This is a genomic window from Agromyces sp. P1_H4 (genome assembly GCF_056405255.1).
The window spans coordinates 1-11,986 of sequence record NZ_JBFUCL010000084.1 but is presented as its reverse complement, the minus strand read 5'-3'; the positions used below and the strand labels follow the sequence as shown (position 1 = coordinate 11,986).

Sequence of the window (11,986 nt, the reverse complement as noted above, 5' to 3'; positions counted from 1 at the left end):
AGCGTGACGAGCGCGAGGGTCTTGCCCGACGGGAGCGGGACGTCGCGCACGTAGGAGTGGGTGACGACCTCGTCGTCGCCCGCGAGGGCGACGAGGGAGGAGAAGTCGATGGTGGAGTAGTCGGTCATCCGCGGGCCTTCTTCGCTGCCTTCTTGTCGAAGTTCGGGTTCTCCCAGATCATCGTGCCGCCCTGGCCGAGGCCGACGCACATGCTGGTAATGCCATAGCGCACCTCGGGGCGCTCGACGAACTGGCTCGCGAGCTGGTTCATCAGGCGCACGCCCGACGACGCGAGCGGGTGGCCCACGGCGATCGCGCCGCCCCACGGGTTGATCCGGGGGTCGTCGTCGTCGATGCCGTAGTGGTCCATGAAGGAGAGCACCTGCACGGCGAACGCCTCGTTCATCTCGAAGAGGTCGATGTCGTCGATCGTGAGGCCCGCCTTGCGGAGCGCCTTCTCGGTGGCCGGGATGGGACCGATGCCCATGATCTCGGGGTCGACGCCCGCGAACGCGAAGCTGACGAGCTTCATCTTCGGCGTCAGGCCGAGCTCCTTCGCTGCGGCGCCCGACGCGAGGATGGCGGCCGTGGCCCCGTCGTTCAGGCCCGAGGCGTTGCCTGCTGTGATGCGGCCGTGGGGACGGAACGGGGTCTTCAGCGTTGCGAGGCCCTCGAGGGTGGTCTCGGGTCGCATCACCTCGTCGCGCGTGGCGAGTCCCCAGCCCTCCTCGGTGCGGACGGCGACCGGCACGAGGTCCTGCTGGATCTTGCCGGCCGCGTAGGCGGCGGCGGTCTTCTGCTGGCTGGCGAGGGCGTAGCGGTCGCTGCGCTCCTTCGTCAGCTGCGGGAAGCGGTCGTGGATGCGCTCTGCGGTGGCGCCCATGACGAGGGCGTCCTCGCCCACGAGCCGCTCGCTGAGGAAGCGGGGGTTCGGGTCCACGCCCGAGCCCATGGGGTGGTGGCCCATGTGCTCCACGCCGCCGGCGATGGCCACGTCGTACATGCCGAAGCCGATCGAACCCGACATCATCGCGGCGGCGGTCATCGCCCCGGCGCACATGCGGTCGATCGAGAATCCCGGCACCGTCTTGGGCAGCCCCGCGAGGATCGCCGCCGTGCGCCCGAGGGTCAGTCCCTGGTCGCCCGTCTGGGTGGTGGCCGCGATGGCGACGTCGTCGATGCGGTCCTTCGGCACGTTCGGGTTGCGCTCGAGCAGTCCGACGATCGCCTTGACGACGAGGTCGTCGGCTCTCGTGTTCCAGTACATGCCCTTTTCACCGGCTCGTCCGAACGGGGTACGGACCCCGTCGACGAACACGACTTCAGCTCGTTCAGCCACGCTGCAGCTCCCTCGATTTGGTCAGGATGCCTCGATCCTACGAACGGGCCGGGAGGGCGCTGAATCGCTTGACGGAACCTACGAAGCGCCGGATGCGGCATCCTCAACGGATTGTGACGCCTCGACAAAGGCATCGGCGATGATCTGTGCGGTTGCCTCAACCTGCCACGGCCTCGCACCGAGCTCCGCGAGCGCGATGGCGATGGCATCGGCCGTGGGCTCGGCGGGCGGATGCCACGCGACGCGCCGCAGGTGATCGGGCGTGAGGAGGTTCTCGACGGGCATCTCGATGCGCTCCGCGACCTCGACGACGCCGGCTCGCGCGAGGCGCAGGCGTGCGTCGGCCTCGGGGTTGCGCATCGACCACGCGCGCGGCGGAGGCGGCGAATCGGTCGGGACGCGCACGGCGGGCAGCTCGTCGGTGGTCAGTCCGCGTTCGACGGCCGACCACCACCGGTCGAGCTCGGAACGGCTCGCCCGGCCCGTGAACTCGCGAAGGTCTGCGAGCGCGCGACGGGTGGCGGGCATCGCCCGGGCGGCCGCGAGGATCGACGCGTCGGGCACCATGCGGCCGGGTGCGACGTCGAGCTCCGAGGCGCGGGCGTCGCGGGCGAGCCAGAGCTCGCGGGCCACCGCCAGGCTCCGGGGGCTCCGGATGCCGTGGATGCCCGAGAGTCGTCGCCACGGCTCAGCCGACGGCACCTTGGCCTCACGGTCGAGGACCGCCCGGAACTCCTGGTCGGCGAGGTCGGTCTTGCCCGCCTCGTCGAGGCGTGCCACGAGCGCGTCGCGCACGTCGACGAGCAGCTCCACGTCGAGCGCGGCGTACGTCAGCCACGACTGCGGCAGCGGCCGTGTCGACCAGTCGGCCGCCGAATGCTCTTTCGCCAGGTGCACGCCGAGGAGCTCCTCGACCACGGACGCGAGCCCGACCCGCGGCATCCCGAGCAGTCGTGCCGCGAGCTCGGTGTCGAAGATGCGCTCGGGATCGAGCCCCACCTCGCGGAGGCACGCGAGATCCTGGCTGGCGGCATGGAGCACCCACTCGTCACTGCCGATGGCCTGCTGCAGCGAGGTGAAGTCGGGGATCTGGGGCGGATCGAAGAGGAACGTGCCGGCACCACGGCGATACATCTGGATGAGATAGGCGCGCTGCGAGTACCGGAATCCGCTGGCCCGCTCGGCGTCCACCGCGATGGGACCTTCTCCGTCACCGAGGCGCCGGACCGCGTCCTCGAAGTCGGCGGGCGATTCGATCACCCGGAATTCATCCACGGTCGTTCCTCCGTCGGGGCAGGGCGGTCACCCCCTCTGAACGAGGCGGCAGCCCCGCGAGCATGCACAACAACTCACCCCAGCCTTCCACATGCGGGCCGACGGCGGCATCGAGGGGCGTCCACGACGCCCGCACCTCGATCTGCGCGCCGTCGCCCTGGCGTGCGAGCTCCCCGAATCCGGTGGACAGGATCTTGGTCGCGGTGCCGGATGCCGCGATGTACCGTGCCCCGCGCGCGTCGAGCGCATCCACGAGCCACGACCACGCGACATCCGCGAGGAACGGGTCGAGCCCGATGTCGGTCTCGAGGGGCGCCTGCGCGAAGCAGACCACGCGGAACCGGCCGCCCCAGGCCTCGGGTTCGGTGGGGTCGTAGAGGAGCACGAAGCGGCCGGTGCCGAGGTCGGAGTCGACCTCGTGCCGGCTCGGCGCGACATCCGCCGACAACGCCACCGCGAAAGGGGCGAGCGAACCCGGCGCAGGGATCTCCGAGACCCGCAGCTCCGCTCGTGGTGAGGCCGCACGCACGGCGTCGAGTGCGGCCTCGAACTCTGCGGGATGATGCGTCGAGGAGTCGGGCACGTGTGCAGACTAGAGTCTCGGATGGGGCGCAGGGCGGCGGCACGCCGCACCGCCGCCCAGAGAGACGAACGGCTTCGCGGGGAGGGCGCAGGGATGGGTCGAGGAGCGGACTCGGGGAATGCGGTGCGCATCGCGGGGACGGCGATCGGACTGCTCGCCGCCGCCGTCGGAGCCGTCGCCGCGGTGACGACGGTGGTCATGGCGCGGCGGGTGGTGACCCCGTCCACCACTCGCACCGAGGACGTGCGGATCCTGTCCGTCGACCTGACTCGAGGCGAGATCGTGCTCGCGGCCTCCGCTGAGACGCGGATGCCGGGTCGGTACGGGCTCTGGTTCGAACGGGACTCGGGGCACGCCCGGCTCGGCGAGATCGTCGACGAGACCGACCGCGTCGTGCGGCGACGACTCGATGCGGTGGATTTCGGACGGCTCGACCGCGCGGGACGCGGTCGCCTCAGCGGCTGGTACCACCTCGGACCGTGGGAGCTGGGGCACGAGTACGAGAACGTGCTGGTGGAGACGCCGCTCGGGCCCGCGCCCGCGTGGTTCGTGCCGGCCCCCGAGCCGTCCACGCAGTGGGTGGTGCAGGTGCACGGGCGCGGCGCGAAGCGCCAGGAAGGCCTGCGCGCCGTCGATCCCGCGCGGGACGCCGGCTGGAACACGCTGGTCGTGTCGTATCGCAACGACGGCGAGGCGCCCGAGAGCGCCGATCGCCGCTACGGGCTCGGAGGCACCGAATGGGCAGACGTCGTCGCGGCCGTGCGCTACGCCGAGCAGCACGGCGCGGAGCGGATCGTGCTCATGGGCTGGTCGATGGGCGGCTCGATCGTGCTCCAGGCGGTGCTGCGTTCCGCCGCGGTGCGCGAGCGCCTCGTCGGGGTCATCCTCGACTCGCCGGCGATCGACTGGGTCGACATCCTCCGGTTCCAGGGCACGCTGCAGAAGCTGCCTCCGGGCTACGGCGACATCGTCGTGCGCCTCCTGGGCGGGCCATGGAGCGGCGGCCTCACCGGCCTGGCCGCGCCCATCTCGGTGGAGGAGCTCGACCCCGTGGCGCGCGCCGACGAGCTCGACGTGCCCATCCTGCTCATGCACAGCCAGGACGACGGCTACGTGCCCATCGACGGGTCGCGACGGCTCGCGGCCGCGCGTCCCGACCTCATCGAGTTCGAGGTCTTCGAGGGCGCCCGCCACACGAAGCTCTGGAACCACGACCCTGCACGCTGGACACGGCTCGTGCGCGGATGGCTCGAACGCAGCGACGCCGACGTGCGTCGGCTCGCCGAGGAGGCGGAGATCGCCGGCTGACGCCCGCTTCCTGCCTCCGCGGCTCGCCTGCGGGGAAGCCGTCCCGATCGTTCAGGCCGCCACGCGCTCCCGCACCTGTCGGCGCACCCGGGCGAGCATGCCCGACATGCCGCGCACCCGCAGCGGCGACACCGCCTCGGCCAGGCCGAGCGACTGCGGGTAGTCGGCGGGCACGGCGAGGACCTCGTCGACCGAGAGCCCGTCGAGACCCTGCACGAGGATCGACGCGAACCCCCGCGTGGTGGGCGACTCGGCCGGTGCCGTGGCGTGCAGGTGCACCCGTCCGTGCTCGACCTCCACGAAGATGAAGACCGGCGACTGGCACTCCTCGACCTTCTCGAAGAGGTCGGGGTGGTCGCGGTACCGCTCGGGCAGCTCGGGCAGCTCGTTGGAGAACTCGAGCAGCAGCTGCAGGCGATCGCGGACGCCGAGCGCGAGGAAGTCCTCGCGGGTCTCGGCGAGTCGGGCGGGCAGGGTCGTGGCGTCCATCGGATCCATTCTCCCACCGCCGACGTGCGACACCGCCCGCCGACTGCGGACTAGCGGGTCGGCACCTCGCCGCGCTCGGCGCCGGTCGCGATGGGCACGCGCACCGCGCTGCCCCACTCGGTCCACGAGCCGTCGTAGTTGCGCACGTGCTCGAAGCCGAGCAGGTGCGTCAGYACGAACCAGGTGTGGCTCGAGCGCTCGCCGATGCGGCAGTAGGCGATCACGTCGTCGCCGTCGCTGAGGCCGGCCTCRTCGCGGTAGATCGCGTCGAGCTCCGTGCGGCTCTTGAAGGTGCCGTCCCCGGCGGCGGCCCGGGCCCACGGCACGGATGCCGCGGTCGGGATGTGCCCGGCGCGGAGGGCGCCCTCCTCGGGGTAGGCGGGCGCGCTCGTGCGCTCGCCCGTGTACTCCTCGGGGGAGCGCACGTCGATGAGCGGGTTGCCGAAGTGCGCGAGCACGTCCTCCTTGAACGCGCGCACGACGGAGTCGTCGCGCTCCACGACCGGGTACTCGACGAGGCTCACCTCGGTGACGTCGGTGGTGAGCGGACGCCCCTCGGCGATCCAGAGGTCGCGGCCGCCGTCGAGCAGGCGCACGTCCTCGTGGCCGAAGAGCGTGAACACCCACARCGCGTAGGCCGCCCACCAGTTGTTCTTGTCGCCGTAGATCACGACGGTCGTGTCGCGGGCGATGCCCTTCGAGCCGAGCAGGGCGGCGAACTGCTCGCCCGCGAGGTAGTCGCGCACGACCGGGTCGTTGAGGTCGGTGTGCCAGTCGATCTTCACGGCGCCGGGGATGTGGCCCGTCTCGTAGAGCAGCACGTCCTCGTCGGACTCGACCACCACGAGGCCCGGTTGCCCGAGGTGTTCGGCGAGCCATTCGGTGGTGACGAGGCGCTCGGGGTGCGCATACTCGGCGAACTTGGCTGCGGAGTCGAACTCGGCGGACATGGAACCTCCAGGGATCGTCCGATCGGACGGGGTGTGCGGGGGAGCGGACTAGGCTGGTGACCTGTCCACCTCGAATCTACGCGGCGTGCGGGTGGAAGTCAGCATGCCCGTCATCCGGTGCAATACGGGAGTCCCTCCAGCATGACCACGGCCGCGAGCCATGCCCTCATCCGCCTCATCGAGCGGAMTCCCACCATCTCGGCGGCCGAGATCGCCTCGGAACTGGCGCCGCCCCCGCAGTTCGAGCACGCGTCCTTCGAATCGTATCGGCCCGACCCCGACTTCCCGTCGCAGCAGGCGGCCCTCGATCGGCTCAAGGAGTTCGCCGGCGCCTGGCGTGCGGCGCAGCGCCCGGGCGGATTCTTCTCGCGCAAGCGGCCCGCACRCATCGAACTGCCGGGCGTCTACCTCGACGGCGGCTTCGGCGTCGGCAAGACCCACCTGCTCGCGGCGCTGTGGCATGTCGCCCACGGGCCGAAGTACTTCGGCACCTTCATCGAGTACACGGCGCTCGTCGGGGCGCTCGGGTACGCGCAGGCCGTCGAGCTGCTCCGTGGTGCGCGCCTCGTCTGCATCGACGAGTTCGAGCTCGACGACCCGGGCGACACGATGCTCATGACCCGCTTCCTCGGCGAGCTGATGGCCGGCGGCACCAGGGTGGCGGCCACCTCGAACACGCCGCCGAACGCCCTCGGCGAGGGCCGGTTCGCGGCGTCGGACTTCCTCCGGGAGATCCACGCGCTGTCGTCGAACTTCGAGACCCTCCGCATCGACGGCCTCGACTACCGCCGCCGCGACACCGAGGGGCACGCCGAGGCGATCCCCGACGCAGCCGCGGTGACGCACACGGCCGAGGCGCTGGCCGCGCGCGGCCACCGGGTCTCCCTCGACGGCTTCGACGAGCTCATCGCCCACCTGGCCACGGTGCATCCGTCGAAGTACATCAAGCTCATCCAGGGAGTCGAGTTCATCGCGCTCGAGGGCGTGCACGAGCTCTCGAACCAGAACGCGGCGCTCCGCCTCGTGGCCTTCATCGACCGGGTGTACGACGCGGAGGTGCCGATCATCGCGAGCGGCATCCCGCTCGACCAGGTGTTCGACGACGAGATGATGGGCGGCGGCTACCGCAAGAAGTACCTGCGCGCCATGAGCCGCATGATCGCCCTCACCACGGGCGAGCTGCCGCCGCACGACTGACGTCGCGCACGCGGCATCCGTGAACGCGTGATGAGCCGGCCGGATGCCGCGACCGCACGGATTCACATCGATCGCCCGGCCCGCCGAAATGTGCTGTTTACATGGATGGCCGAGGCCGTAACGATCCGGAAACACAACACGATCCCTCTCGAAACGTCCCGTCATGAGACTGGACCGCACCAGGTTCCCCAACCCTGCACTGAGAGAGGTTCGAGATGGATCAAGGCAACACGGCGTTCCTACTGATATCCGCAGCACTGGTGTTGCTGATGACGCCGGGACTCGCGTTCTTCTACGGCGGCCTCGTCAAGGCGAAGAGCGTCATCAGCATGATGATGCTCAGCTTCGGCGCCATGGGCCTCATCGGCGTGCTCTGGGTGCTCTACGGCTACGCCATCGCCTTCCCCTCGGCTGAGGGACTCGCCGCCCCCTGGTCGATCGACTGGTCGGCGATCGGCCTCGAGAGCCTCCTCGAGACCCCTGAAGGCGCCGCGTACCCGCCGCTCGCCTTCGTCGGGTTCCAGGCGACCTTCGCGATCATCACGGTGGCCCTGATCTCGGGCGCCATCGCCGACCGCGCCAAGTTCGGTGCGTGGATGATCTTCGCCGCCGTGTGGGCGACGGTCGTCTACTTCCCCGTTGCGAGCTGGGTGTTCAACTTCGGCCTGGCCGACGACGGCAGCTTCGCCTACGGCGGCTGGATCACGTACGGCATGCAGCAGTTCTTCGGCGTCGGCGCCCTCGACTTCGCCGGTGGCACCGCGGTGCACATCAACGCCGGTGCGGCGGCCCTGGCCCTCGCGCTGGTGCTCGGCAAGCGCGTCGGCTTCTCGAAGGGCGCGCACGTGCCCCACAACCCGCCGTTCGTGCTCCTCGGCGCCGGCCTCCTGTGGTTCGGCTGGTTCGGCTTCAACGCCGGTTCCGAGCTCGCGGCTGACAACACCGCGGCCGTGGCGTGGATCAACACCCTCGCCGCTCCGGCAGCCGCCCTGCTCGCGTGGCTCGTCGTCGAGAAGATCAAGGACGGCAAGCCCACGTCGGTCGGCGCGGCGTCCGGTGCCGTCGCGGGCCTCGTCGCGATCACCCCCGCGTGTGCGTTCCTCACGCCCATCTGGGCGATCGTGCTCGGTATCATCGCCGGCGCGGTGTGCGCCCTCGCGGTCGACCTGAAGTTCCGCTGGGGCTTCGACGACTCGCTCGACGTTGTGGGCATCCACCTCGTCGGCGGCCTCATCGGAACGCTCTACCTGGGCTTCTTCGCGAACACGACCGGCCTCATCTACAGCGGCAACCTCACGCAGCTGCTGGTGCAGGCGATCGCCGCCGTCTCGGTGATGGTGTACTCGTTCGTGCTGGCCTTCGTCATCGGCTTCATCGTGCAGAAGACCGTCGGCTTCCGCGTGAAGAACGAGGACGAGATCGCGGGCATCGACACGGTCGTGCACGGCGAGGACGCGTACAAGCTCGAGACCGTCTGACGACGCTGATCCACCGCGAGGGCGGTGGGGTAGTGTGCGGGTGTGCCAGACACCAGCCGCTTCCTCACCGCTCTCGGGCGCGTGTTCGGAAGGTTCTCGGGAGCACGCAGGTCGGCCACGTCGAGCAGCGCTCCGGATGCCGCGACGGCGGGTGCTGCGGCCCCGGTCGGGCTGCTCTCACCCGGCCAGTCGGGACCGTCGGCCACGGTCGAGGTCGACCCCGCACGCTTGCGCGACGTGCGTCTCACGTACGCTCCGGCGCACGACGGCGAACCCGACCCCGGCGAGATCGTGTGGACGTGGGTGCCGTACGAGGAGCGCGACGGCCGCGGCAAGGACCGGCCGGTGGTGATCGTCGCGGCGTCGGGCGGCGGCGACTTCCTCGCGGTGCAGCTCACCAGCAAGGCGCACGACGGCGACCGCGACTTCCTGAGCCTCGGAGCCGGCCCCTGGGACGCCTCCGGACGGCCGAGCTGGGCGCGGGTCGACCGCCTCTTCCGGCTGCGCACCGGGGGGATGCGGCGCGAGGCCGCCTCGCTCGATGCCGCTCGCTACGCGCTGCTCACGCGGGCGCTCGCCGATCGGTACGGCTGGCGCTGAGTCGTCGCGGCATCCGCGTGGACACCGAGCCCCAACATGCGGAAACGAAGAACGCCCCCCAGTGGAGTGGGAGGCGTTCGTGGGCGATGCCGGGCTCGAACCGACGACCTCTTCCGTGTGAAGGAAGCGCGCTACCAGCTGCGCCAATCGCCCATGTGGGATCGCGGTGCACCGTGGTGACCGCGGACTCGATACTAGCCGACCCGGCGGGCCGAATGCACATCGACGGCCGGCGGACAGCCGCCCGGGCGCGCCGAACGCGTCGACACGCCCGGGATCCGGGCACCGAATGGGCCGATGACCGGGGGGAACCTGCCACCCGGTCCGCTCAGTTTGTGATTCGTTCACCGGATCAGTTAGAGTCTCTCTGCACGCAGAAATGCGGGCAACGCGGATGTGGCGCAGTGGTAGCGCATCACCTTGCCAAGGTGAGGGTCGCGAGTTCGAATCTCGTCATCCGCTCTGATCGGGAATGAGCGTGAGTTCATTCCTGTTCTTCTGGTGGTGAACCCAAACGCGGTGGATTGGCCGAGAGGCGAGGCAGCGGCCTGCAAAGCCGTATACACGGGTTCGAATCCCGTATCCACCTCCAAGCTGAGAAACCTCGATTCTCGACTTGGGCGATTGGCGCAGCGGTAGCGCGCTTCCCTGACACGGAAGAGGTCACTGGTTCGATCCCAGTATCGCCCACCACGACAAGGCCCCGGCATCGCCGGGGCCTTTCGCATTGCACTGGGGAGTCATCCGACGCGAGGAAGCCGGATGCCCCGTTCGAGGCATCCGGCCCATCGCGATCTGCTCACCTCACCAGGGTGATGGCGCTGGTGGTGCGACGACCGGCGGCCGATCATCGCAGGTGATCGTGTTCGGCAATTCCCACGGCGCGAGCCAGGGCCCGGTCGTGTTCACGCCGCTCGAGTCGTTGCCGCCGAGGTCGACGAGCGAGAACTCCGACCCCGCCGGCGTGAAGTGGAACGTGCCGCAGTTGTTGACCCCCACCGCGCCGACGTTGCGCGCGTCGACGTTCTCGAACGATGCCGAGCCCGCGACCCTGGCACTGACCACCGACGTGCCGGTGCCGTCGACTCGGACGTCGGCGAAGTGAACGCCCGAGATGGACACCTGGTCCTTCACGGGCCAGTCGGACACGAGCATGATCGCGTTGTAGGTGCTGTCGAGGAAGTGGTCGCCGGTCACCCGGATGTCGGCCTGGTCGATCGATCGGTCGAGCGCGTAGAACCAGACCGCCCCGAGCCCGATGTTCCAGTTGAGCTCGTACGTGCCGGCCCGCACGGTGGTGTTGTCGACGATCGCGAGCGAGCCGGTGAAGGGCTCGGCGCCGAACCTGGAGCCGACGTGCAGCCCGCTGCCCTCGCGGATCGGGTCGGCGACGAGGTTGCCCGACACGGTGGTGTCGGTGCCGCCGTAGATCGCGATGCCGTTGGCGAGCGTGGGCGTCTGCACGGTGTTGCGCTCGAACGCGTTGCCCGCGTTCGCGACGGTCTCCGACCACATCGCGAGCCCGTCGTCGCCGGTGTTGCGCACGAAGGTGTTCTCGACCGTGGATCCGGTCACCCCGGTGTGGAAGTTCAGCCCGTCGGCGATCTGGTCGACGATGATGCTGTCGCGCACCTCGAGGCCGTCCATCGGCCCGTCGAACCACATGCCGACCTTGGTGTGGTGGATGTAGAGCCCTTCGATGGTCGAGTCGCTCATCGCCCCGCCCACGCCGTTTACCTGGTCGGTGTCGATGCGCTCGCGCACGTCGCCCTCGATGGCGAACCCCGAGAGGTGCACGTTGGTGCTGCCGCCCTCCGCGGCATCCCTGCCGTAGAAGCCCACGCCGGTGTGCACGGAGCCGTCGGGCGCCGGCTCGGCGAGCGCCACCTCGCTCCCGCGGATGGTGGTGTACCAGCTGCCAGCACCCTCGATGGTCACGTCGTCCACGATGACGTGCCGGTCGACTCGGAAGGTGCCCGGCGGCACGTACACGGGCAGGTCGTGGCGCTTCGCGAAGGCGATCGCGCGATCGAACGCCGGTGCGGCGTCGCGCCTGCCGGTCGGGTCGGCCCCGAACAGCAGCACGTTCGCGGCCTTCAGTCGCACGTGCGGCGCTGCGACCAGTTCGCTGTCGAGGAGGTCGATCGTGGTCAGCTCGGCCGTGGCCCGCTTGGGGACGGCCAGCCGGACGACGTCACCGGCCTCGTACGTCCGGCCCAGGAGCATCCGCTGCTCGTCGTAGAAGTGCATGGGGCGGAACGGGGTCGTGACGGCGTAGTCCGGCCCGGGCACGCACCCGCACTCGGTGATCCACCAGTCGGGGTGGAGGAGGGTCGCGTTCGGGTCGTTCGTGAACGGGTACTGGTTGTAGAGCCAGGAGTACTCGGAGGTGAGCGTCATCGTGCGCTTCTGCCGGCCGTTCACGGTGATGTCGAGAGGCGAGCGGATGCCGCCGCCCTCCGCCGCGTCGGGGATGCTGTAGCGCACGGTGATCGCATTGGCCTGCGCCGGCAGCGTGAACTCCACGTACTGCCCCGGCGCGAGCTGCACCGCGCTCCGTCCCGACGCCTCGGCGGGGAGGGTGTAGGCCGCGCGGTCGGGGCCGATCACCGTGCCGGTGTGCACCGCTCCCTCGGCCTCCTGCTCGAGGAAGGGCACGTCGGCGCCACGGCCGGCGACCAGCTCGGGGTCGAGGGCCGCCCGAGTGACGGCCGGAACGGGCGCCGATGGCGCTCCGGATGCCGCGACGGCGGCACCGGGCGCAGCG

The 11,986-nt window shown here is 70.2% G+C and carries 10 protein-coding genes and 4 tRNA genes; 7 read left to right on the top strand and 7 right to left on the bottom strand.

Going from position 1 to position 11,986, the window contains the following annotated elements:
• Positions 1-124: 124 nt before the first annotated feature.
• The 3 genes from AC1DY2_RS07525 to AC1DY2_RS07515 form a co-directional block, all read right to left on the bottom strand.
• Entirely contained in the window at positions 125-1,339 is a 1,215-nt protein-coding gene (locus tag AC1DY2_RS07525) for a thiolase family protein (RefSeq protein WP_476761849.1), read from the bottom strand.
• Positions 1,340-1,417: 78 nt separating this feature from the next.
• Entirely contained in the window at positions 1,418-2,614 is a 1,197-nt protein-coding gene (locus tag AC1DY2_RS07520; protein WP_476761848.1) for a ribonuclease D, read from the bottom strand.
• On the bottom strand, positions 2,607-3,197 hold the full coding sequence (locus tag AC1DY2_RS07515; protein ID WP_309978910.1) for a DUF3000 domain-containing protein: 591 nt from the start codon (positions 3,195-3,197) through the stop codon (positions 2,607-2,609). Before AC1DY2_RS07515 ends, AC1DY2_RS07520 begins: the two co-directional genes overlap by 8 nt.
• 93 nt (positions 3,198-3,290) lie before the next feature.
• Between AC1DY2_RS07515 and AC1DY2_RS07510 the strand changes: the two genes are divergently transcribed.
• A complete protein-coding gene (locus AC1DY2_RS07510) occupies positions 3,291-4,505 on the top strand; it encodes an alpha/beta hydrolase family protein (protein ID WP_476761847.1) in 1,215 nt (404 codons plus the stop codon).
• Positions 4,506-4,556: 51 nt separating this feature from the next.
• On the opposite strand, the gene AC1DY2_RS07505 is transcribed toward AC1DY2_RS07510, so the two are convergent.
• Together AC1DY2_RS07505 and AC1DY2_RS07500 are read right to left on the bottom strand one after the other, a co-directional pair.
• Positions 4,557-4,994, bottom strand: coding sequence for a SufE family protein (locus AC1DY2_RS07505; protein ID WP_309978906.1), 438 nt, complete (start codon positions 4,992-4,994; stop codon positions 4,557-4,559).
• 50 nt (positions 4,995-5,044) lie between these two features.
• Positions 5,045-5,944, bottom strand: coding sequence for a sulfurtransferase (locus AC1DY2_RS07500; RefSeq protein ID WP_476761846.1), 900 nt, complete (start codon positions 5,942-5,944; stop codon positions 5,045-5,047).
• 141 nt (positions 5,945-6,085) lie between these two features.
• Here AC1DY2_RS07500 and zapE point away from each other — a divergent pair, with 141 nt between their 5' ends.
• From zapE to AC1DY2_RS07485, 3 genes are all read left to right on the top strand, one after another.
• A complete protein-coding gene (gene zapE, locus AC1DY2_RS07495; RefSeq protein ID WP_476761845.1) occupies positions 6,086-7,141 on the top strand; it encodes a cell division protein ZapE in 1,056 nt (351 codons plus the stop codon).
• A 215-nt stretch (positions 7,142-7,356) separates the two neighbouring features.
• Complete coding sequence (locus tag AC1DY2_RS07490; protein ID WP_309978901.1) at positions 7,357-8,619, top strand: ammonium transporter; 1,263 nt, start codon at positions 7,357-7,359, stop codon at positions 8,617-8,619.
• A 42-nt stretch (positions 8,620-8,661) separates the two neighbouring features.
• The gene (locus tag AC1DY2_RS07485) at positions 8,662-9,219 is read left to right on the top strand and encodes a type II toxin-antitoxin system PemK/MazF family toxin (RefSeq protein WP_476761844.1); all 558 of its coding nucleotides are present in this window, start codon (positions 8,662-8,664) and stop codon (positions 9,217-9,219) included.
• A gap of 80 nt (positions 9,220-9,299) precedes the next feature.
• Here the strand turns inward: AC1DY2_RS07485 and AC1DY2_RS07480 are convergent.
• Positions 9,300-9,372: transfer RNA gene (locus AC1DY2_RS07480), tRNA-Val, on the bottom strand.
• 237 nt (positions 9,373-9,609) lie between these two features.
• Here AC1DY2_RS07480 and AC1DY2_RS07475 point away from each other — a divergent pair.
• The 3 genes from AC1DY2_RS07475 (at position 9,610) to AC1DY2_RS07465 (ending at position 9,912) form a co-directional block, all read left to right on the top strand.
• Positions 9,610-9,681 (top strand) — tRNA-Gly (locus tag AC1DY2_RS07475).
• A 56-nt stretch (positions 9,682-9,737) separates the two neighbouring features.
• Positions 9,738-9,811, top strand: a tRNA-Cys gene (locus AC1DY2_RS07470).
• 26 nt (positions 9,812-9,837) lie between these two features.
• Positions 9,838-9,912 (top strand) — tRNA-Val (locus AC1DY2_RS07465).
• Between the two features lie 111 nt (positions 9,913-10,023).
• On the opposite strand, the gene AC1DY2_RS07460 is transcribed toward AC1DY2_RS07465, so the two are convergent.
• Positions 10,024-11,986: glycosyl hydrolase family 28-related protein (locus AC1DY2_RS07460; RefSeq protein ID WP_476761843.1), on the bottom strand; the 1,963-nt coding region annotated here is incomplete at its 5' end.

Coding starts and splice junctions, on each gene's coding strand:
- AC1DY2_RS07505 (WP_309978906.1), bottom strand. CDS start 4,994: ATGGACGCCACGACCCTGCCCGCCCGACTCGCCGAGACCCGCGAGGAC.
- AC1DY2_RS07510 (WP_476761847.1), top strand. CDS start 3,291: ATGGGTCGAGGAGCGGACTCGGGGAATGCGGTGCGCATCGCGGGGACG.
- AC1DY2_RS07490 (WP_309978901.1), top strand. CDS start 7,357: ATGGATCAAGGCAACACGGCGTTCCTACTGATATCCGCAGCACTGGTG.